Here is a 21,537-nt window from a genome sequence, read left to right as displayed (position 1 = left end):
CGCTTCCAGCCGCTCCGCACCGCCTGCCAGAACATGCCTCAGATCCCGCTTTGGACCCGCCCGGGAAGCCCGGCCTGACCGGATGGAGAAGCGCCGGCCGAAAGCCGGCGAGCGCGGAGATACCCGACACACCCGCTTGCGGAACACTTGAGGAACGCCTAACATGTTCGCGATTTGTTTCGTATCGCGCATCGGCGCAGGCGAAGAGAGTGCCCCATGCTCACCCGTAAGCAGTTGGACCTGCTCCGCTTCATCCAGCAGCGGATGCGCGAGACGGGGGTCCCCCCGTCCTTCGACGAGATGAAGGACGCGCTCGATCTCAAGTCCAAGTCAGGCATTCATCGGCTGATCACGGCCCTGGAGGAACGCGGCTTCCTGCGGCGGTTGCCGAACCGGGCTCGCGCGATCGAGGTCATTCGGATCCCCGATGCGGTGGTGCCTCCTTCGGGCGAGGTGGTGCGCTTCACCCCCAGCGTGGTCGAAGGCGGACGGACGGCCGCGCCGGCTGCCAAGGCCGCCCCGATGCCGTCCTCCCTCGGTTCCGACGACAACGGACGCTCGATCAGCATTCCGGTGATGGGGCGGATCGCCGCCGGCACGCCGATCTCGGCAATCCAGAGCCAGAGCCGCACGGTGGCGATGTCGCCGGACTTTCTGGCCGGCGGCGAGCATTACGCGCTCGAAGTGCGCGGCGACTCGATGATCGAAGCCGGCATCCTCGACGGCGACCTCGTGGTGATTCGTCGCCAGGACACGGCCAATACCGGCGACATCGTGGTGGCGCTGATCGATGACGAGGAGGCGACCCTCAAGCGCCTGCGCCGCCGCGGCTCCTCCATCGCGCTCGAAGCGGCGAATCCGGCCTACGAGACCCGGGTGCTCGGGCCGGACCGCGTCCGCATCCAGGGCCGCCTCGTGAGCCTCATCCGCAAGTACTGAACGTCGCCCCCGAAACGGGGCGTAAGCCAAGGCCTCCGCATGGCGGAGGCCTTTTTTTGATCCTTACCCAGGGTCATGAGCGAGTTCAGCGGCAACAACGATTCACGCCTTCGTTGCGGAACGGCCTCGATCGGGCGTTGGCGGGACAGGCCCGACGATGATCGACCGCTCCGCGACGCCTCTCATCAATCCACATGCGCCAATCGCCCTCTTTCAAGGGAAAGCTTAACCGATCTATTCGAGGATCGGGCGATCAGCGGTAAGGAGCATGGAGCCGGCTCCTGGGTCGGGAGATCGTGCGGGGCATGCCATGCGGGACGGATTCATCCTGCTGATCACGGACGAGCCGCGGACGGCCCGAACGCTCGCCGGCAGCCTCGCGCGCCTTCTGCCCTGCATCGCCCTGCTCCCGGGCGAAGGCCTGCCGCCGGGCCGGTTCCAGGCGGCGGTGCTCGACGTCGCCCTCGATGACGCCGCCATTCTGGCGGGGATCCGGCGCGCGATGAGCCGCGTGCGTGCCCGCGGCGCCCCCTGCCTCTGTCTCGCCCGGGACCTCAGCCCGGTCACCCTCGCGCGGGCGCGGGCGCTCGGCGCTGCGCAGGTGCTGCCGCCCACCGCCTCCCAGGCCGAGCTCAGGGCGACGCTCCTCGCCTTGATCGAGGCGGAGGCGGAAGCCCGCGCGGCCGAACCGCTGCGGCAGGCCCGTGCGCAGGCCGCGGAAGCCAACGCGCTGGTCTCACGGCTCTTCCAGGCCGCCGCGAACGGCGTGGCCTTGAGCCTCGACGACATCGATGCCGGCACCGAGATCGTCCTGGAGGCCATAGCGGAGGCGGGAATTCGCGCCTGGCTCGACGTCATCCGCACCCACGAGATCGGGGTCTACCAGCACTCGCTCGGCGTGGCCGGCTACGCGGGCGCTTTCGCCGGGCTCCTCGGATTCCGGCGGCACGACCAGGAGCGGCTGGTGCGGGCGGCCCTGCTCCATGATGTCGGCAAGGCCCGGATCCCGCTCGCCATCCTCAACAAGCCGAGCAGCCTCTCCGCAGAGGAGATGGCGGTGATGCGCAGGCATCCGGTCATCGGGGCGGCGCTGCTGGCCCGGCAGCCGGGATTCGATGCCGAGATCCTCGACGTGGTGCGACACCACCACGAGATGCTCGACGGCTCGGGCTATCCCGACGGGCTCCGCGGCGGGGCGATCGGCGATCTCGTGCGGCTCGTGACGATCTGCGACATCTGCTCGGCCCTGACCGAGCGGCGTCCCTACCGCGCTCCGATCGGTCCCGCAGAGGCCTGGGCGGCGATGGACCGGATGGGACAGAAGCTCGACAGGCAGCTCCTTGCGGCCTTCAGGCCGGTCGCCATGGGTCTTGCCGCCGCGGCCGTCCCTTAATTGGATCAATCGTCCGCGAGCATCCGGTGCTCGGCACCATTGATGTCGTCGTACTGGCCGCTGCGCAGCGCCCACAGGAAGGCGCAGAGCCCCATCCCGCCGAGGAAGAGGGCGATCGGGATCATCAGGATGAGGACGTTCATCGGCGTGCTGCCTCCGGCAGGGCGGGCGCCCGGCGCGCCCGCAGGGCGTTGAGCGTGACCACGACGGACGAGCCCGACATGGCAAGCGCAGCGATCAGGGGCGTCAGCAGGCCCGCCGCCGCGAGCGGGATCGCCACGAGGTTGTAGGCGGCCGAGAACCACAGGTTCTGCAGCATGAGGCGCCTGGCGGTCCGGCCGCTGCGCAGCACTGCAAGCACCGGGGCGAGGCTGCGGCCGAGGAAGAGCGCGTCGGCCGCCGCCTGGCTCACGTGAGCGGCGGTGACGGGCGACAGGGAGGCATGGGCGGCAGCCAGCGCCGGGGCGTCGTTGAGCCCGTCCCCCACCATCAGCACCCGGCTTCCCTCGCGCCCGAGCGCCTCGATCCGGCGGATCTTCTCCTGGGGAGTGAGGCCGCCCTGCCACTCGGCGACCGCGAGGGCGTCGGCCACGGCGGCGACCGCCTCCGGACGGTCGCCCGACAGGATCAGCACGCGATAGCCGCTCCGGCGCAGCGCCTGCAGCACCTCGCGCGCGTCCGGCCGCGGCGCCTGCCGCACGCGGAACACGACCGGCGCCGCCTCGCCGGCCCGCAGGCAGATCGCCGAGGCTTCCGGATCGCGGGCGAGCGCCTGCGCCGCCTCGTCCTCGGCCGCGCAGAAGCGGGGCGAGCCGAGCCGGACCGGCACGCCGTCGACCATGGCCCGCACGCCGAGCCCCGCCGCCTCCTCCGCCCCCGGACAGGGCAGGGCGTCCGGCACCGCGGCGCTGAGCGCTGCCGCCATCGGGTGCCGACTCGACCGGGCGAGCCGGGCCCCGAGCGCGAGCGCCGCCGGATCGTAGTGGCCCGCCAGGACCGGCTCCGGCAGGGTCAGCGTTCCGGTCTTGTCGAAGGCGACCGTGTCGATGGCCGCGAAACGCTCGAGCGCGTCGCCGCTGTTGAGGAGCACGCCGTCGCGGAACAGGGCGCCCGCGGCCACCACCTGCACGGCCGGAATCGCGAGCCCGAGCGCGCAGGGGCAGGTGATGATCAGCACCGCCACCGCCGTCATCAGCGCCGCGTGGAACCCGGCCCCCAGCCCGAGCCAGCCCGCGAAGGTCAGCACCGCCGCCGCGTGCACGACCGGCACGTAGAGGCGCGTCGCCCGGTCGGCGAGGACGAGCGCCCGCGACTTCGCCTCCAGCGCCCGCCGCATCAGCCCCTCGACCTCGTCGAGGAGCGTGCCCCGGGTCGCCGCGGTCACCCGCACCGTGAGCGCCCCGCTCGCATTGAGCGAGCCGGCATGGACGGTGTCGCCGGGCCCCGCGGCCACCGGCGCCGTCTCGCCGGTGACGAGGCTGCGGTCGAGCTCCGAGCGGCCCTGCGCGATGATGCCGTCCACCGGAACCCGCTCGCCCGGGCGCACCAGCACCGCATCCCCGGGCGAGAGGTCGGCGAGCAGCACCTCCCGCACCGACCCGTCGGCCCCGATCCACGCCGCATTCTCGCTGCGCAGGGCCGCGAGGTTCTCGGCGAGGGTCTGGGTGCGGCGGCGCATCGTCTGGTCGAGGACGCGGCCGATCAGCAGGAAGAACAGCAGCATGATGGCGCCGTCGAAATAGGCATGGGCCGCGCCCATCGCCGTCTCGACCACCGACATCACCAGGGTCAGCACCACGCCGAGCGTGATCGGGAAATCCATTGTCACGCGGCCGGCGCGCAGGCCCCGGAAGGCGCCCTCGTAGAAGGGCCGCCCTGCATAGGCCGCCGCCGGCAGGGCGATCACCGCCTGCAGCCAGTGGAAGAGGTCACGGTTCTCGGGCGTCATGTCGGAGACGTTGCCGGCCCAGACCGAGATCGCGAGCAGCATCACGTTCATGGAGGCGAAGCCCGCGACCGCGAGCGCTCGGATCAGGCGCTCCGTCTCGCGGGCGGCCGCCGGGTCGCGGCGCTGGCGCGGGTCGAACGGGTGGCCCCGGTAGCCCAGCCCGTCGAGGGCGGCGAGCACCGCGCCGACCTCCGGCGCCGCGCCGGGCGCCCAGGTCACCGAGAGCCGCCGGTCGGTGACGTTGAGCCGTGCCGCGGCAACGCCCGGCAGGGCGCCGACGCCGCGCTCGATCGCGCTCATGCAGGCGGCGCAGCGCACGCCCTCGACCGCGAAGGCGGCGCGGCTCGTCCCGTCGGTCTCGCGAGCCACGAAGGCGGCGTAGTCCCGGGGCAGGGAGGGCCGCGTGTTCGCCTCGCTCCAGGAGGCATGGGCCTCCACATAGGCGAGCGCCGTGTCCGTGCAGCACATCGCGCCGGATCCTTCAGTTCAGCACGACACGGCTGTGGCGGCGGAAGACGCGTCCGGTTGCGTCGGCGACATCCACGACGAGGTTCCACTGGCCGGGGCTCAGGGCCTCGGTTCGGCCCGAATAGGTGCCGGACCCGGTCTCCGTGAGGGCGAGGGCGACGTCCTGACGCTTGTCGGTCGGCCGTTCGAAGCGGGCCTGCAGGGTGAGGCCGGAGAGCGGGGCGGCGTCCCGGTCGCTCAGACGGACCGTGACGGCGACACCCGCGCCCTCCCGGGTCACCTCCTCGGCGAGCTGCCAGCCGCGGGCCGCCTGGGCCCGGGCGAGCCGGATCTCGGCGTTGTAGACCTGGCCCGCATGGTAGGGCGAGGCCTCGTCGAGGCCCGACCACGTCCGCAGGGCCACCGTGACGAGCACGACGTTGACCGCCGCGATGATCCCGAAGAAGGCGACGAAGATCAGCAGCACCTGACGGCCGGTGAGCGGGCGCGCGGCGGGGAGAGCGGGGCTGGACATGGGCAGGGCCTTGGGTCGGGGACCTTGGATCAGGGGGCTTTGAAATGGTCCTGCGCGCGCGCCGTCTCGCCGGATTCGAGATCGGTGATGCGCAGGACGAGCGGGGTGGACTTGTCGAGGGGCGCCCCGGCGGGCGCGAAGGCCAGCGCGCGGAATTCCTGCGTGGCGTCCGGGCCGACCGCGAGCCGCCCGTCGGGCGCGCCGACGACGTCGACCCGCAGGCCCGACACGCCCTCGACGGCCAGGGCGAAACTGCGCGCGACCGGGCGCTTGTTGACGATCCGCAGCGTCAGCCCGTTGCGGATGGAGCCGTCCGCCAGGGTGACGAAGAGCGGGTTGCGGTCGTGCAGGACGCTCAAGGTCGTGAAGCTGCGGGTGGCGAGGCCGTAGAGCATCGTGCCTCCCACCCCGGCGACGAGGAGCGCGTAGAGCAGGGTGCGCGGCCGGACGAGGCGGATGACCGGCGCCTCGCCCCGCCGCCGGCGCTCGCAATTCGCCTCTGTGTCGTAGGCGATGAGGCCGGTCGGACGGCCGAGCTTCGTCATCACCGCATTGCAGGCATCGACGCAGAGCCCGCACTGGATGCAGGGCATCTGCAGACCCTCGCGGATGTCGACCCCGGTCGGGCAGACGACGACGCATTGCCGGCAATCGACACAATCGCCGGCCGGCCGGCCCGCCTCCCGCAGGCCTTGCGCCTTCTTGGCCGCGATGCGGGGCTCGCCGCGGTCGTACCGGTAGGTGACGGCGACGGAATCCTCGTCGGTGAGCGCGCCCTGGATGCGCGGCCAGGGGCACATGTAGGTGCAGACCTGCTCGCGCATGTGGCCGGCGAGCGTGTAGGTCGTGACGGTGAGGATCAGGATCGCCGCATAGGCGACGGGCGGGGCCTGGAAGGTGGCGAGATCGCGCACGAGGGTCGGCGCGTCCGCGAAGTAGAGGACCCAGGCGCCGCCGGTCCACCACGCGATCCCGATCCAGATCGCGTGTTTGAGGATCCGCGCCGTGAGCTTCTCCAGGGACCAGGGCGCGGCGTCGAGGCGGATCCGCGCGCGCCGGTCGCCCTCGATCAGGCGCTCGACGGCCAGGAAGAGGTCGGTCCAGACCGTCTGCGGGCAGAGATAGCCGCACCAGACCCGGCCCGCGACCGCATTCATGAAGAAGAGCGTGAAGGCCGCCAGGATCAGCAGGCCCATCACATAGGTGACCTCCTGCGGCCACAGTTCGATGAAGAAGAAGTAGAACCGCCCCTTGTCGAGGTCGATCAGCACCGCCTGCGACGGCGCCCCCGGGCCGCGATCCCAGCGCAGGAACGGCACGAGGTAGTAGATGCCCAGGGTGACCGCCAGGATGACCCATTTCAGCGTGCGGAAGCGCCCGCGCACGCCCTGCGGGTGGATCTTCCGTCGCGCCGCGTAGAGGGCGCCCGTCTCGGGCGGGACGACGCCCGCGACGGCGCGCTCGCGTCCGACGAGAAGCGTGGTGGTGCCCCTCTGCGGGGCGGTGTCGACCGTGTCCATCCGTCCGGATTCCGGCCCGCGCTGCTGCGGGCGATGCCGGATCCGTCATGCATGCGCGGCCGGGGCGCATTGATCTGCCGCAAGTGGCCCGGCCGGTGGTGAGCTCATCCGACCTCCGGTCGATGGCTTCGCCATACGGGATGGCTGCGCCATGCGGATGTCGTCGGCGCTCACGGGAACGGCTCCAAGCAGAGCCGCAGCGCAGGGAAGGCGACGTCGAGCACACCGGTCATTGGCCGCCTCCAGGGGGAGAGTCGAGCAAGAGCGCCGAGCGGATGAAGGGAGCCGCGCCGAGGAGTACGTCGAGATGACCGAGTCCCGGCAGGCGTTCCCATCGGACCTCTTTCGCGGCATGGCGGGCGAGAAAGGCTTCCAGTCGTTCGACGTCGATGAGTTCATCATTCTCCGGCAGGCCGATGGTCGTCGGAACGCTCAGACGACCGAGCTGGCGCGCAGGGTCGGTGGGCGTCACGGCATTGGCCATGCCAACCGTGTAGGAGGCCAGACAGCCCTCGACGTTCTCTGCGTTGCCGTAATCGAAGCGCACGGCCTCGATTCCGGCACCCAGATGGCCGCCGCTGAAGGCAGAGAGAAGAAATGGCCAAGTCGAGACCCGCGCGAAGGAGCCGAAGGTGCTGTGGTCGCGATAGAGCCCGGAGCGAAAGCCCAGTTCCGGCGCCAGGAGAACCAGACCATCGACCGGTTCGGCCGGGCGTCGCCGCGTCAGATGGTTGAGGAGCATTCCGGCGCCGCTGGAGTGGCCTCCGAGATGCACCCGCGTGCCGGGAAATTCCCGCCGCATGGCGCCGACGAGTCGGTCGACATCGTCCCAGATCGCATCCGGGGTCGGCGCATGGCCGCGTCGTCCCCCCGAAGCTCCGTGACCACGCAGGTCCGGCAGACATACCGCGATGCCCCCATCGCGGACGAGCGCGTCCCCCAGCCGGTCGTAGCCGGCGCGACGATGAGCGCCGCCGCCGTGATAGAAGATCAGGAGGTCGGAGAACGAGTTGTTCGGCAGATGCAGTTCGAATGCCAGCTCCACACTTGGCGTTCCGCTGCTTGAAATCTTCCGCTTCAGACCGGACATCACCTTTTCACCGGACAGGCGGGAAAGGAAGCCGACGAAATCGATCGTCTTGCTCATGGCACACCTCAATGGAACCTGGCCTGCGTGGCAGCCGCCCTGCACCTCAGCATGAGGGCCGATGGGGCTGCCATCGGAGGGCGCCTTGGGCCGGGTCCATCCGTCCGGATTCCGGCCCGCGCTGCTGAGGGCGATGCTGATCCGTCATGCATGCGCGGCCGGAGCGCATTGATCTGCCGCAAGTGGCCCGGCCCTTTTCCGGACGACTGCAGCGTCAGCGGAAGGAGATCCGGAATCCAGCACGAGAACTCGCCGCGAAGCGGCTCAATATTCCAGCACCTGTGCTAAAAAACGGTCGCTACGCGACTTCTCGGCTTAAGTCCCGGGTCGCATTCCGCTGGCGCTGCATGCGCCCGGGACAGGGGAGGGAGCGGGATCTCCCGCGCTTAAGCCCGGAAACCCTCGAACACCATCTGGTCCGCATGGCGGCGCGCCCGCTCCTGCTGCTCGGGCGTGCGAACGGTCCAGGTCATCACCGGGCGGGCACCCAGCAGCCGCGACAGATGGGTGGCGGCATTCGGCAGGTCGTCGACCCGCCAGGACAGGAAGTCCGGCCGGCTCTCGGCGAAGTGCAGCAGATGGGCGAGGCTCAGCCGCGCCTCGGCCGTCATGAGAGCGTAGGCCGGGTCGTCCTGCCGGCTCTCCGCGACGATGCCGCGGGGCACGCCCGGCGCGAGATCGGCCAGCACCCCGACGACGAGCGGATCGAAGGACTTGAGCGCGACCGGACCCTCGTAGCCCGCCACGATCGCGGCGACCCGGCGGGTGAGCGCGAGATCGCCGTCGTGGCGCGACTTCACCTCGATCACGAGGGGCGTGCGTCCTGCGATCCGGCCGAGGAAGTCCGGCAGAGAGGGGATGCGCTCGGCGCTGCCCATCAGGGCGAGCCGCGCCAGATCCTCCGCCCGGCGCTCGCGCACGAGGCCGGTCTCCCCGGTGAGGCGCCCGAGCGCCTCGTCGTGGAAGACCATCGCCTCGCCGTCGCCGCTTAAGCGCACATCGCACTCGATCGCGTAGCCGCCGGCGATCGCGGCCTCGGCGGCCGCGAGCGTGTTCTCAGGGATACCCGCCGCCCGGTCGTGCAGGCCGCGATGGGCGATCGGGCGGGCGGTGAGCCAGTCCGGCGCGAGGGGCGGGGTCATCGCACCTCGAACATGCCCTCGACCTCGACGACCGCGTCGAGGGGCAGTTCGGCGACGCCGACCGTGGACCGGGCGTGCCGCCCGCGGTCGCCCAGCACCTGCACCATCAGGTCCGAGGCGCCGTTCATCACGCCCGCCACCGCCGAGAAGCCGGGCGCCGTGTTGATGAAGCCGCCGAGGCGGATGCAGCTGACCACGGCCTCGTCGAGATTGCCCACCGCGGCCTGGAGCTGGGCCAGCACGTTGAGGGCGCAGAAGCGCGCGGCCTCGGTCGCCACCTCGGGCGTCACCTCGGCCCCGACCTTGCCCTTATGGCGCGCATCGAGCTGGCCGTCGGCCCCGAAGCAGAGCTGGCCGGAGACCACCACGAGGTTGCCCGCCCGCTTGAAGGGGACGTAGTTCGCCACCGGTGCGGCGGCCGGGGGCAGCACGTAGCCGAGTTCCTTCAGCCGCTCGAGCGTCGCGCTCATGCACTCTCTCCTTGAAGGTTCGCTTTAGTCGATCGTGGCTGTCTGGCCCAACCGGGGCCGCCATGGCAAGCCCGCCACAGGCAAGCGCCATCACGGCGCGAGCCTCCGCGGCAGGCTCCGGCGTTGACAGAGCGGCATCGATCCCTAAGTATTCGCGCGCGTGCCGCCCCTTGAGGCGGCGCTTTCTTTTTGGCCGTCCTTCGCTAAGGCGGCCGCGACGGAGACGGGAACGTGACGTCCGCCCTCTTGCCGACCTATGCCAGGGCCAAGGTGTCGTTCGAACGCGGGGAGGGCGCGTGGCTCGTGGCCCGAGACGGGTCGCGATATCTCGACTTCGGCGCCGGCATCGCCGTCAACGCCCTCGGCCACGCCCATCCGCATCTCGTCGCGGCACTCACCGAGCAGGCCCGGAAGGTCTGGCACGTCTCGAACCTGTTCGAGATCCCGGAGGGCGAGCGCTTCGCGCAGCGCCTCGTGGAGGCGACCTTCGCGGACGTCGCCTTCTTCTCGAATTCCGGCGCGGAGGCGAACGAGGCCGCCATCAAGATGGCGCGCAAGTACCACGCCGCGGGCGGCCACCCGGAGCGGTTCCGGATCGTGACCTTCGAGGGCGCCTTCCATGGGCGGACGCTCGCCACCATCGCGGCGGGCGGGCAGCAGAAATACATCGAGGGCTTCGGCCCCAAGGTCGAAGGCTTCGACCAGGTGCCCTACGGCGACCTCACGGCCCTCAAGGCCGCCATCACGCCCGAGACCGCGGCCCTGATGATCGAGCCGATCCAGGGCGAGGGCGGCCTGCGGGTGGTGGCGCCCGAGTGGCTGCGCACCCTGCGCGCCCTGTGCGACGAGCACGGCCTGCTCCTGATCATGGACGAGGTGCAGACCGGCGTCGGGCGCACCGGCAAGCTGTTCGCGCATGAATGGTCGGGCGTGACGCCCGACATCATGTCGGCGGCCAAGGGCATCGGCGGCGGCTTCCCGCTCGGCGTCTGCCTCGCCACGCGCGAGGCGGCGTGCGGCATGACGGTGGGCAGCCACGGCACCACCTTCGGCGGCAACCCGCTCGCCATGGCGGTCGGCAACGCGGTGCTCGACGTCGTGCTGGCGCCGGGCTTCCTGGAGCATGTCCGCCGGACCGGGCTCCTCCTCAAGCAGCGCCTCGCCGCCCTCACGGACCGGCATCCGGACGTGATCGCCGAGGTGCGCGGCGAGGGCCTGATGGTGGGCCTGCGCTGCGTGGTGCCCAACACCGACTTCGCCGCGGCGGCCCGGGCCGAGCACCTGCTCGTGATTCCGGCCGGCGACAACGTGGTGCGGCTCCTGCCGCCCCTGATCATCGGCGAGGCGGAGGTGGACGAGGCGCTGAACCGCCTCGAGGCCGCTTCCTCGTCCCTGGAAACCTCCATGCGGGGAGCGGCCGAGTGATGAACGCACCCTTCACGTCCGGTCCCCGGCACTTCCTCGACCTGACGGACCTCTCGCCCGGGCAGCTGCGCACGGTGCTCGATGCCTGCGCGGAGCTGAAGCGCCACCGCCGCAAGGGGCAGCCGCCGGCGGAGCGCCCGCTCGCCGGCAAGGTGCTGGCGATGGTGTTCGACCGTCCCTCGACCCGCACCCGCGTCTCCTTCGACGTCGCCATGCGGGAACTCGGCGGCGAGACGCTGATGCTGACCGGCAAGGAGATGCAGCTCGGCCGCGGCGAGACGGTGGCGGACACGGCCCGGGTCCTGTCGCGCTACGTCGACGCGATCATGATCCGCATCCTCGACCACGGCATGATGCAGGAACTCGCCGCGCATGCCGAGGTGCCGGTGATCAACGGCCTCACCAAGGTCTCGCATCCCTGCCAGATCATGGCCGATGTGCTGACCTTCGAGGAGCATCGCGGGCCGATCCGCGGTCGCACCGTGGCGTGGTCGGGCGACGCCAACAACGTCCTGGCCTCCTGGGCGCATGCGGCGGCTCGGTTCGACTTCCGCCTCAACGTCGCCTGCCCGCCGGAACTCGCGGTGCGGCCGGACCTCCTGGCCTGGGCCAAGGCCGAGGGCGCGCAGATCAACGTCACCACGGACCCGTTCGAGGCCGTCGCCGGAGCGGATGCGGTCGTCACCGATTGCTGGGTGTCCATGGGCGACGAGGACGAGGCGCACCGCCACAACCTGCTGATGCCCTATCAGGTCAACGGCAAGCTGATGCAGGCTGCGGCCAAGGATGCGATCTTCATGCATTGCCTGCCGGCCCATCGCGGCGAGGAGGTCACCGCCGAGGTGATCGACGGGCCGCAATCGGTGGTCTTCGACGAGGCCGAGAACCGGCTGCACGCCCAGAAGGGCATCCTCGCCTGGTGCCTCGGCGCCGTCGAGGCGTGAAAAGCGCGAGGCGGCTCCCCATATCGGAGGAACCGCCGGTCTCTCTACGCGGCGGTTCCATCCTTCGCTGACTGCGTCGCCCCGCCGGCCCGCCGGCGGGATCGGAGGCATGGAGCCGCGCCGCCGGGAGACCATCGATCCGTTCGAGCGAGCCGCCGCGGCCTTAAGCCGCCTCGGCCCCGGAGAGGACATGAGCTCCGACACTTCCTCCCAGATCGACCTCGCGGCCGCGGGCCGCGACGACGTGGTGCTCCCCTTCTCGGTCGGGCCCCTCGACGTCCGCGGCCGCATCGTGCGGCTCGGCCCGTCCGTCGACACGATCCTGCGCCGCCACGGCTATCCGGACCCCGTCGCCCGGGCGCTCGGCGAGGCGGCGGCGCTCACGGTCCTGCTCGGCTCCTCCCTCAAGTTCGAGGGCCGCTTCCAGCTCCAGACCAAGACCGACGGCCCCATCGACATGGTGGTGGTGGATTTCGAGGCGCCCGACCGCCTGCGCGCCACCGCGCGTTTCGACGCCGGGCGCGTCGCGGCGCTCGGGTCCGGCCGCCGAGGCACGGCCGATCTCCTCGGGAACGGCCACCTCGCCATGACCATCGACCAGGGCTCGGCCCAGAGCCGCTACCAGGGCGTCGTCGCCCTCGCAGGCCAAGGCTTCGAGGAGGCGGCCCACCAGTATTTCCAGCAATCGGAGCAGATCCCGACCCGGGTGCGCCTCGCGGTCGCCGAGCGGCTGGAGGAGGGGACGCGCAGCTGGCGGGCCGGCGGCCTGCTCGTGCAGTTCCTGCCCCAATCGCCCGAGCGGGCGCGCTCGGGCGACCTGCCGCCGGGCGACATCCCGGAGGGTCACGCGCGGCTCGACGAGCGGGCGGTGCCGGAGGACGACGCCTGGATCGAGGCGAAGTCGCTCGTCGCCACCACGGAGGACCACGAGTTGGTGGATCCGACCGTGTCGAGCGAGCGCCTGCTGTACCGGCTCTTCCACGAGCGCGGCGTGCGGGTGTTCAAGAGCCGGGGCGTGCACGAGGCCTGCCGCTGCTCGCGCGAGCGGGTGATGGGGATGATCCGCCGCTTCTCCGACGAGGATCGCCGCCACATGATCGGCGAGAACGGCCGCATCGGCATCACCTGCGAGTTCTGCTCGCGCCATTACGACCTCGACCCGGCGGAGGTGGAGGCGGAGCTCGCGGGCGGCGCCCGGCATTGAGGCGCCGCGGGGCGACGGGGTCCGGATAGCCGTGACCGCCGGCCCTCCCTCCGCTACGCTGCCGCCGCGGAGGATCGGCGATGGCGGCAGAGGATAGCGTTCGGCGAGCCTTCGCGATCCAGGCCGGCCATTGCGCCCGGCTTGGATCCCCCTTCACGGCTTCTCTCTGCGGACTCGTCGCCGAGTGGCTCGACCGCCGCAGCGCGATCGGGTGCCGCATCCTCGACTGGCCCGGCCCGCCGGAGGCCGACGCGCTGGCGCTGCGGCTCTGCGGCGGGCTGCACGCCCTGGTGCGCCGCGGCCGGCTCCCCGAACTGGCGATCCTCTACCCGCCCGCGCCCCTCGACCCCGCGGCTTTGTGGGACGCGACGGCGCGCGCCCTCGACGAGGCGGGCGCCGATCTCGACCCCTGGCTCGACGGCCCGCCGCAGACCAACGAGGTGGCGCGCTCCGGCGTGCTGATGCCCGGATTGATGGCCGTCGCGGCCGCCACGGGCGAGCGGCCGATGATCCTGTGGGAGATCGGAGCCAGCGCCGGCCTCAACCTCGTCCTCGACCGCTACGCCTACGACCTCGGCGGGGTGGCGGCGGGCGATCCGGCGGCGCCGGTGCGCCTCGTTCCGGACTGGACGGGACCGCCGCCTCCCGCCGCCCGGGTCGCGGTGGCGGCCCGCCGCGGCGTCGACCTCAACCCCCTCGACCTGCGCGAGGCCAGCCATCGCGAGCGCTTGGTCGCCTATATCTGGCCCGACCAGCGCGAGCGGCTCGCCCGCATGGAGGCCGCCATCGCGTGCGCGGCGGAAACGCCTCCGCCGCTCGACCGCGGCGAGGCCACCGCATGGCTCGCCGACCGCCTGGCCGAGCCGCCGCAGCCCGGCACGGTGCGGGTTGTGCAGCACTCGATCGCCCTCCAGTACTTTCCGCCGGCGGGGCAGGCGCGGGTCGGCGCCCTGCTGGCGGAGGCGGGCGCCCGCGCGAGCCCCGCGACCCCGCTCGCATGGCTCGCCTACGAGTTCGACGGCAGCGCCTGCGCCCTGACGCTCACGCTCTGGCCGGGCGGCGAGCGGCGGATTCTCGCCAGCGCCCATCCGCATGGGCAGTGGCTGCGCTGGAGCGCGGCATGATGCCCCTCGATCTCTATCTCGCCTTCGTGGGGGCGAGCGTGATCCTGGTGCTGATCCCGGGACCGAACGTCGCCCTCATCGTGGCGAACAGCGTGGCGCACGGCACCCGCCATGGGCTCGCGACGGTTGCGGGTACGAGCGCCGCGATGGTCGTGCAGCTCGGCCTCACCGTTCTCGGCGCGACGACGCTCCTCACGCTGCTGTCGGGCTGGTTCTCGGTCCTGCGCTGGGTCGGCGCGGCCTATCTTGTCTGGCTCGGCATCCGCGCATGGCGGGCGGCTCCCGCGGATCTCGCCGGCACGCGGCCGGCGGCGCGCGACGCCCGGGCCGTGGCGGCGGGCGGATTCCTGGTCTCGCTCACCAACCCGAAGACGCTCCTGTTCTACGGCGCCTTCCTGCCCCAGTTCCTGGACCCGCGCGGGGAGCCGCTGCCGCAGCTCCTCCTCCTCGCCGGCACCTTCCTCGCTGTCGCCGTCACGCTCGACGGCGCCTGGGCCCTGCTCGCCGGGCGGCTGCAGGGCCTGCTCGGTGCGGGCGGGCGCTGGCGCAACCGCATCACGGGCGGCGTCCTGATCGGGGCGGGGCTCGGCCTCGCGCTTGCCCGCCGTCCGGCGGCGTAATCGTCCTCGATCGAAATCGACCTGCGTGGAAGCCGCCCCGCTCCTCTGCGGAGGTGCTGGGCGATCGAAGATCGCGCAGCCTCGAAGCACGCCTGACCGCTCGTCCAAGATCCTGGTGATCGGGAGGACTGGTCAGGGGTGCTTCGAGGCCGCCTGCGCGATCTGCGATCGCCGGCACCTCAGCATGAGGGCCGTTTGGGGCCGCCAGAGGAGGGGGCGCCCTTGTGACCGCCTCAGGGTCGTCCAACAGCCTCGACTCAGCCGCTGGCGAATTCAGGCCGGGCTCCAGCCCGCCGCGCATTCGCGGATGAGGCCGCGCAGGAAGATCTCGCCGGCCTCGAAGGCGGCCAGCGTGATGTACTCGTCCGGCTGGTGCGCCTGATCGATGGAGCCGGGGCCGCACACCACGGTGGGCAGGCCGGCGCGCTGGAAGCGGCCCGCCTCGGTGGCATAGGGCACCGAGATGGTGCGGTTGCGGCCGGCGACCCGCAGCGCCAAGCGCTCGGCGGGCGAGCCGGGCTCCGGCGCGAGGCCCGGCACGGAGGCATCCTGGACCGTCTCGATGCTGCCATAGGGGCCGAAGCGGTTCAGGCGCTCACGCGTCACGGTCTCCGCATGGGCCGCCATGCGGCGGGGAATCTCGTCGAGGTCGAGATCCGGCAGGCCCCGGAACTCCCACTCGAAGGCGCAGGTCTTCGGCAGGATATTGCGCACCGTCCCGCCGCCGATCACGCCCACATGCACGGTGGTGTAGGGCGGATCGAAGCGGCCGCTCGGATCGCCTCGGGCGATCATCTGGTCGGCGATGCGGTTGAGCTCCGCCACGAGCTCCGCTGCCGCCATGATGGCGTTCGCGCCGAGCGCGGGCTTGGCCGAATGTGCCTCGTGGCCGTGGACCGTGGTCACGTAGGTGGCGACGCTCTTGTGCGCATCCGCCACGTCGAGGCCGGTCGGCTCGCCGACGATCACGGCGCCGGGCCGCGGCAGGTCGGCGCCGAGCCGGGCGATCACGTCCACGACCCCGAGGCAGGTGGTCTCCTCGTCGTAGGAGAGGAGGATATGGATCGGCGTCCTGAGCTCCGCGGCCAGCATCTCGGGCACGAGCGCGAGGCAGAGCGCGCAGAACCCTTTCATGTCGACGGCGCCGCGGCCGATGACGCGGCCATCCGCCACCCGCAGCCGGAAGGGATCGCCCGACCAGTCCTGACCGGCCGGGGAGACCACGTCGGTATGGCCGGAGAGCACGACGCCGCCGTCCCGCATCGGCCCGATCGTCGCGAAGAGCGCCGCCTTGTCGCCGGCCCGGTTCGGCACGCGCACGAAGGGCACGCCCCAGCCGGCGAGATACGCCTCCACGAAGGCGATGAGCGAAAGGTTCGACTTCGCGCTCTCGGTGTCGAAGGCGACGAGCCGTTCGAGCAGGGCGAGCGGCGTCAGGCGGGTGCCGGATTTCATCATCGGGATCATGGAGCGGGCAGAGGGGAAGCCGGCTCCAGCCTACGCGTCCCCGGTGCCGCCGCCAACGCGGGGGCAATGCCCTCAGTGCATGACCCGGCGCATATGGGGCACGTCGAGGGAGAAGGCGGGGATCACCGCCTCGAAGCTTTCGCCGTCCGCGGTCGCCATCGTGTAAGTGCCCTCCATGGTGCCGTTCGGCGTCGGCAGCGGGCAGCCGCTGGTGTAGCTGAACGACTCGCCGGGCCCCAGCACGGGCTGCTTGCCGACGACGCCCGCGCCGCGCACCTCCTGCAGGGCGCCCCGGCCGTCGATGATGCGCCAGTGCCGCGAGCGCAGTTGCACCCTGTCGCGCCCGTTGTTGGTGATCTCGACCGTATAGGCGAAGAAGTAGCGGCTCTCGTCCGGCGAGGATTCCTCCTCCACGAACCGGGGCGTGACGATCACGCTGATGCCGCGGGTCTCGGCCTTGTACATCAGGGAGCCTCCCGGGGGGCGCGGCCGCCCCGAGAACCGGAGCCTCCGCCCAGCCGCGCCGTGGTACGGTCCGCCGTTTCGGCCGTCAATCGGCAGCGGGTGCGCTGCGCAGTCCTGCGGGATGACGCGGATCCGCCGCCCCCTTCTTCATGGATCGGCAACCCGGGTCTAGGACACTGGCCGGAAGGATGGTCGGCCATGGACTCGTTGCGCGACGGAATTCAATCGGCGGAGAGCATCGCGGCGCTGCATGCTGCCGGCGTGATCCGCACCGAGGCCCCCTTCGCGGACGACCAGGTCCAGCCCGCGAGCCTCGACCTGCGGCTCGGGCGGAAGGCCTATCGGGTGCGGGCGAGCTTCCTGCCCGGGCGCCTGCGGGACGTCACCGCCTGCCTCGCCAAGCTCAAGCTGCACGAGATCGATCTGCGCCAGGGGGCGGTGCTGGAGACCGGCTGCGTCTACATCGCGGAGCTGCAGGAGGGCCTCGCCCTGCCGCCGGACCTCGCGGCGAGCGCCAACCCGAAGAGCTCGACCGGGCGCATCGACGTCTTCACCCGCGTCATCACCGATCAGGCGCGGGAATTCGACATGGTGGAGCCCGGCTATGCCGGCCCGCTCTTCGCCGAGATCTCGCCGCGCACCTTCCCGGTGCTGGTGCGCACCGGCTCGCGGCTGTCGCAGATCCGCTTCCGCCGCGGCGCCGTGCGGCTCGACGACGCGGCTCTCGCGCGCCTGCATGCCGAGACGCCCCTCGTGAGCGCGGCCGATCCCTCGTTTCAGGGCGGCGTCGCCGTCTCGGTGGATCTCTCGGGGTTCGACGGCCTGATCGGCTACCGCGCCAAGCGCCACACCGGCCTCGTCGACGTGGACCGGCCGAGGAGCTACGCGGTATCCGAGTTCTGGGAGCCGTTGCGCGCGGATGGCTCGGGCACGCTGATCCTCGATCCAGGCCAGTTCTACATCCTGGCCTCGAAGGAATGCGTGCAGGTGCCGCCGGATTTCGCCGCCGAGATGGTGCCCTTCGATCCGCTCGTCGGCGAGTTCCGGGTGCATTACGCGGGTTTCTTCGACCCCGGCTTCGGGCACGCGGCCGCGGGCGGCACCGGGGCGCGGGCCGTGCTGGAGGTGCGCTCCCGCGACGTGCCCTTCATGCTGGAGGACGGCCAGATCGTCGGCCGGCTGGTCTATGAGCGCATGGCCGAGCGGCCGGCGGCGCTCTACGGTGCGCAGGCCGGATCGAACTACCAAGCGCAGGGTCTGAAGCTCTCCAAGCACTTCGTGTGAGTTCACCACCGGCCTTTGCCGACCCCGAGGGATGATACTCGGCTTCCGGTTGATCCGTTCGGAGACAAGAGCGGAGACAAGAGAGCGCGGGATCCCCTCTCCCGTGCGGGAGAGGGGTAGGGGTGAGGGTCCCGGACCGTTCCGCAATGATTCTGAAGCCGTGGTGCTGGCAGCGCGCCGGTTCAGTCTTCTTGCTGAACCACCTGGACCCTCACGCGCGATCTTCGATCGCCTGCCCCTCTCCCGCTCGGGAGAGGGGTTCCCTGCGCGCCCTCGTCTCGGGAAAAATTAGCCGGAAACCGGATCAGACGCCCAGCGTCCCCGCCTTCGCGGCGGCGTAGCGTTGCGCGACCTTCCCCCAATCCACCACGTGCCACCACGCCTTCAGGTAATCCGGCCGGCGATTCCGGTAGGTCAGGTAGTAGGCGTGCTCCCAGACGTCATTGCCCATCAGCACCCGCTGGCCGTCCATCAGCGGCGTGTCCTGGTTCGGGCGCGTGGTGAGGGCGAGCTTGCCGTCCTTCGTCACGGTGACGAAGACCCAGCCCGAGCCGAAGACGCGACCGCCCGCGGCGTTGAAGTCCTCCTGCAGCTTGGACAACCCGCCGAGGTCGCGGTCGATCGCCGCCTTCAGCTCGCCGGTGGGCTCGCCGCCCGCGCCGCCCATGATCTGCCAGAACATGGTGTGGTTGGCGTGGCCGCCGCCATTGTTGCGCACCGCCGTCCGCACGTCCTCCGGCACGGCGCCCAGATTGGCGAGGATCTCGGTCAGCGGCTTCCTGGCGAGTTCGCCGTGCTTGGCGACCGCGGCGTTGAGATTGGCCACATAGGCCGCGTGATGCCGCCCGTGATGGATCTCCATCGTCTCGGCATCGATATGCGGCTGGTTCTTGGCGGCCGGGTAGGGGAGCGGATCGAGGGTGAAGGGGCCGGACGGAGCCTGCTGGGCGAAAGCCCGTTGGGCGGAGCCCACCGGGGCGCGGAGCACGGCGGCTCCCGCAAGGGTCGCGAGCAGGGCACGGCGGTGAAGCTGGATCATCGGGCCTTCGGTCTCCAACGCGGGCGAGATGGAAGCTAGAGCGCTCACCGCCGAAATGTCTCACGATTCGACGAAAGAAATGCTGCGGCCTCGCAAGGGGCCCCGGCGCGACCGCGGGGCCCCTTCGCGCGATCCCGCCGAGAGCGTCCCGGGCGCGGCGCGGAGGGCGGCATCACCCGGCTGCCGCCGCGTCGAGGAGCCAGGCCAGCTCGCCCTGCGCGCGCACCCGCCCGGCCGGCAGGTCCTCGCCCGCGGCGAGCCGGCCGAGCGGCGCCCGCTTGCCCTCGCCTGTGACGAGGAAGAGGGTGAGGCGCGACGAGGCGAGGGCCGGCAGGGTGAGGCTCACCCGGGGCACGAAGGGGGCGAGCCCCGCCTCCGGCACGCCGACGACCCACCGGTCCGTCACCGCGACCGCGGGCTTGCCGGGGAAGAGCGAGGCGGTGTGGCCGTCCTCCCCGAGGCCGAGCAGCACGAGATCGAAGAGCGGGCGGGCCGGATCGAGCGTCCCGCCGCCGTGGAAGGCCGCGAGCTCGGCCGCATAGGCCGCCGCGGCCGCATCGGGGTCGGGCCCGGTCGGAATCGGGTGCAGGTGGCCCTCCGGCACGGGCGAATCGGGGCCGAACGCCTCCCGCACCATGCGCAGGTTGCTGCCGGCCTCAGGCGAGGGGCCGACGCGCTCGTCGCCGAAGAACCAGTGGATCCGCCCCCAGGGCACGCGCGTCCGGAAGCCCGGTCCGGCGAGCAGCGCGTAGAGGCGCTTCGGGGTCGAGCCGCCCGACAGCGCGATCGCGCATCTCTGCGTCCCGGATGCGAGCGCCACCAGCCGCTCCGCCGCCGAGCGGGCAACCGCATCGGGATCGGGCAGCACGACCGAGCCGGCCGGAAGGAGCGGCATCTCAGTGGTCTCCGAGCGGCCGCCAGGCCCGGCCGTCGCGGGCGAGCAGGTCGTCCGCCTCGCGCGGGCCGGCGCTGCCCGCCGCGTAGGGGACCGGATCCCGGTCGGCGGCATCGATGATCGGCTGCACGATGCGCCACCCCGCCTCGATCATGTCGGCGCGCTGGTACAGGGTCGAGTCGCCGATCATCGCGTCGTAGATCAGCGTCTCGTAGCCGGTGCTCGGCTCGACCTTGAAGAAGTCCTTGTAGCAGAAGCGCATCTTCACCGTGTCGAGCCGCACGGCCGGGCCCGGGACCTTGGCGCCGAACTGCAGCGAGATGCCCTCGTCGGGCTGGAGCTGCAGCACCAGCCAATTCTCGATCGCCTCCTCCACGCCCGTGCCGCGGAACAGGGCGAGCGGCGCCTGCTTGAAACGGATCGCGATCTCGGTGTCGCGGTGCGTCATCGCCTTGCCGGTGCGCAGGTAGAACGGCACCCCGGCCCAGCGCCAATTGTCGATGCCGAGCCTGAGGGCCACGAAGGTCTCGGTGCGGCTGTCCGCGGCGACGTCGGGCTCGCGCCGGTAATCCGCCATGGTCCGCTCCTGCACGCGGCCCGCCCTGTACTGGCCGCGCACCACGGCGTCCGGCGAGGCGGGGGGCGTCGCGAGCAGCACCTCCTGCTTCTTGTCCCGCACCGCCTCGGGCGCGAAGGAGATCGGCGGCTCCATGGCCACGAGCGTGAAGAGCTGGAACAGGTGGTTCGGGACCATGTCCCGCAGCGCGCCGGTCGCCTCGTAGAAGCGCCCGCGCCCCTCGACGCCGACCGTCTCCGCCACCGTGATCTGCACGTGGTCGATATGGTCGCGGTTCCAGACCGGCTCGAACATCCCGTTCCCGAATCGGAAGGTCAGGATGTTCTGCACCGTCTCCTTGCCGAGGAAATGGTCGATGCGGAAGACCTGCCCCTCGGACAGGGATGTGAGGATCTCGCGATTGAGCGCTCGCGCGGAGGCGAGGTCGTGCCCGAAGGGCTTCTCGATGATGACGCGCCGCCAGGCCCCCTCGGGCTCCCGCATCAGCCCGGCCTCTCCGAGCTGCCTCACCGTCGGACCGAACAGCTGTGCGGCCACCGCGAGGTAGAACAGCACGCTGCCGCCGTCACGCTGCCCCGTCACCTCGGCGACATGCTGCTTCAGGCGGGCGAAGGTCTCAAGGTCGGCAAGGTCGCCCGACAGGTAACTGACCCGGGAGACGAGGCCGTCCCAGGTCGCCGCATCGAAGAAGCCGCCGCCGGCCTCGGTGCCCCTGGCGGTGATGAAACCCCGCACCCTCTCGGTGAGGTCGGCGCGGTAATCCTCCGACGACATCGGCTTACGGCTCACGCCGACGATGGCGAAGCGCTCCGGCAGGAGCTTCCAGCGGGCGAGATTGTAGAGGGCCGGCATGAGCAGCCGGTGGGTCAGGTCGCCCGTCGCCCCGAAGATGACGAGCGTGCAGGCAGGGGCGGGCGGGGCACTGGTGCGGCCGGTCTTCTCGGTCATCGCA

20 protein-coding genes are annotated in these 21,537 nt (G+C 71.4%); 8 read left to right on the top strand and 12 right to left on the bottom strand.

What is annotated here, in order from left to right:
* Window positions 1–216: 216 nt before the first annotated feature.
* The gene (gene lexA, locus MNOD_RS35345; protein WP_015933761.1) at window positions 217–939 is read left to right on the top strand and encodes a transcriptional repressor LexA; all 723 of its coding nucleotides are present in this window, start codon (window positions 217–219) and stop codon (window positions 937–939) included.
* Between the two features lie 310 nt (window positions 940–1,249).
* Window positions 1,250–2,332: an HD-GYP domain-containing protein gene (locus MNOD_RS35340; RefSeq protein WP_015933760.1), complete on the top strand. Its 1,083-nt coding sequence runs from the start codon at window positions 1,250–1,252 to the stop codon at window positions 2,330–2,332.
* 5 nt (window positions 2,333–2,337) lie between these two features.
* On the opposite strand, the gene ccoS is transcribed toward MNOD_RS35340, so the two are convergent.
* From ccoS to MNOD_RS35305, 7 genes are all read right to left on the bottom strand, one after another.
* Window positions 2,338–2,475, bottom strand: a complete 138-nt coding sequence (ccoS, locus tag MNOD_RS35335; RefSeq protein WP_015933759.1) for a cbb3-type cytochrome oxidase assembly protein CcoS — start codon at window positions 2,473–2,475, stop codon at window positions 2,338–2,340.
* Entirely contained in the window at window positions 2,472–4,748 is a 2,277-nt protein-coding gene (locus MNOD_RS35330) for a heavy metal translocating P-type ATPase (RefSeq protein ID WP_015933758.1), read from the bottom strand. Before MNOD_RS35330 ends, ccoS begins: the two co-directional genes overlap by 4 nt.
* A 13-nt stretch (window positions 4,749–4,761) precedes the next feature.
* Window positions 4,762–5,262 carry a FixH family protein gene (locus tag MNOD_RS35325; RefSeq protein WP_015933757.1) on the bottom strand — a complete coding sequence of 167 codons (501 nt, stop codon included), beginning with the start codon at window positions 5,260–5,262 and terminating at the stop codon, window positions 4,762–4,764.
* 29 nt (window positions 5,263–5,291) lie between these two features.
* On the bottom strand, window positions 5,292–6,782 hold the full coding sequence (gene ccoG, locus MNOD_RS35320; RefSeq protein WP_015933756.1) for a cytochrome c oxidase accessory protein CcoG: 1,491 nt from the start codon (window positions 6,780–6,782) through the stop codon (window positions 5,292–5,294).
* A 229-nt stretch (window positions 6,783–7,011) separates the two neighbouring features.
* Entirely contained in the window at window positions 7,012–7,929 is a 918-nt protein-coding gene (locus MNOD_RS35315; RefSeq protein WP_015933755.1) for an alpha/beta fold hydrolase, read from the bottom strand.
* A gap of 386 nt (window positions 7,930–8,315) precedes the next feature.
* Entirely contained in the window at window positions 8,316–9,071 is a 756-nt protein-coding gene (locus MNOD_RS35310) for a glycerophosphodiester phosphodiesterase family protein (RefSeq protein ID WP_015933754.1), read from the bottom strand.
* Entirely contained in the window at window positions 9,068–9,541 is a 474-nt protein-coding gene (locus MNOD_RS35305) for a RidA family protein (RefSeq protein WP_015933753.1), read from the bottom strand. Before MNOD_RS35305 ends, MNOD_RS35310 begins: the two co-directional genes overlap by 4 nt.
* A gap of 231 nt (window positions 9,542–9,772) precedes the next feature.
* Between MNOD_RS35305 and MNOD_RS35300 the strand changes: the two genes are divergently transcribed.
* From MNOD_RS35300 to MNOD_RS35280, 5 genes are all read left to right on the top strand, one after another.
* Window positions 9,773–10,966, top strand: coding sequence for an aspartate aminotransferase family protein (locus MNOD_RS35300; RefSeq protein WP_015933752.1), 1,194 nt, complete (start codon window positions 9,773–9,775; stop codon window positions 10,964–10,966).
* Window positions 10,966–11,910 carry an ornithine carbamoyltransferase gene (gene argF / locus MNOD_RS35295; protein WP_015933751.1) on the top strand — a complete coding sequence of 315 codons (945 nt, stop codon included), beginning with the start codon at window positions 10,966–10,968 and terminating at the stop codon, window positions 11,908–11,910. Before MNOD_RS35300 ends, argF begins: the two co-directional genes overlap by 1 nt.
* A gap of 190 nt (window positions 11,911–12,100) precedes the next feature.
* Window positions 12,101–13,114: an Hsp33 family molecular chaperone gene (locus MNOD_RS35290; RefSeq protein WP_015933750.1), complete on the top strand. Its 1,014-nt coding sequence runs from the start codon at window positions 12,101–12,103 to the stop codon at window positions 13,112–13,114.
* 80 nt (window positions 13,115–13,194) lie between these two features.
* Complete coding sequence (locus MNOD_RS35285) at window positions 13,195–14,238, top strand: DUF2332 domain-containing protein (RefSeq protein WP_015933749.1); 1,044 nt, start codon at window positions 13,195–13,197, stop codon at window positions 14,236–14,238.
* Window positions 14,235–14,858, top strand: coding sequence for a LysE family translocator (locus MNOD_RS35280; protein WP_015933748.1), 624 nt, complete (start codon window positions 14,235–14,237; stop codon window positions 14,856–14,858). The genes MNOD_RS35285 and MNOD_RS35280 overlap by 4 nt, the downstream gene beginning before the upstream one ends.
* Before the next feature lie 273 nt (window positions 14,859–15,131).
* Here the strand turns inward: MNOD_RS35280 and argE are convergent, their stop codons facing one another.
* Both argE and apaG read right to left on the bottom strand, forming a co-directional pair.
* A complete protein-coding gene (gene argE / locus MNOD_RS35275) occupies window positions 15,132–16,316 on the bottom strand; it encodes an acetylornithine deacetylase (protein WP_043752928.1) in 1,185 nt (394 codons plus the stop codon).
* 81 nt (window positions 16,317–16,397) lie between these two features.
* Window positions 16,398–16,790: a Co2+/Mg2+ efflux protein ApaG gene (gene apaG / locus MNOD_RS35270; RefSeq protein WP_015933746.1), complete on the bottom strand. Its 393-nt coding sequence runs from the start codon at window positions 16,788–16,790 to the stop codon at window positions 16,398–16,400.
* 198 nt (window positions 16,791–16,988) lie between these two features.
* Between apaG and MNOD_RS35265 the strand changes: the two genes are divergently transcribed.
* A complete protein-coding gene (locus MNOD_RS35265; RefSeq protein ID WP_015933745.1) occupies window positions 16,989–18,074 on the top strand; it encodes a 2'-deoxycytidine 5'-triphosphate deaminase in 1,086 nt (361 codons plus the stop codon).
* 304 nt (window positions 18,075–18,378) lie between these two features.
* On the opposite strand, the gene MNOD_RS35260 is transcribed toward MNOD_RS35265, so the two are convergent.
* From MNOD_RS35260 to zwf, 3 genes are all read right to left on the bottom strand, one after another.
* The gene (locus tag MNOD_RS35260) at window positions 18,379–19,113 is read right to left on the bottom strand and encodes a superoxide dismutase (protein ID WP_015933744.1); all 735 of its coding nucleotides are present in this window, start codon (window positions 19,111–19,113) and stop codon (window positions 18,379–18,381) included.
* A gap of 172 nt (window positions 19,114–19,285) precedes the next feature.
* Window positions 19,286–20,008 carry a 6-phosphogluconolactonase gene (gene pgl, locus MNOD_RS35255; protein ID WP_015933743.1) on the bottom strand — a complete coding sequence of 241 codons (723 nt, stop codon included), beginning with the start codon at window positions 20,006–20,008 and terminating at the stop codon, window positions 19,286–19,288.
* A 1-nt stretch (window position 20,009) separates the two neighbouring features.
* Window positions 20,010–21,533, bottom strand: a complete 1,524-nt coding sequence (gene zwf / locus MNOD_RS35250; protein ID WP_015933742.1) for a glucose-6-phosphate dehydrogenase — start codon at window positions 21,531–21,533, stop codon at window positions 20,010–20,012.
* Window positions 21,534–21,537: the final 4 nt, after the last annotated feature.

This window comes from Methylobacterium nodulans ORS 2060, from assembly GCF_000022085.1.
Taxonomy (GTDB): Bacteria; Pseudomonadota; Alphaproteobacteria; order Rhizobiales; family Beijerinckiaceae; genus Methylobacterium; species Methylobacterium nodulans.
This window is presented reverse-complemented; position numbering and strand designations above follow the sequence as displayed.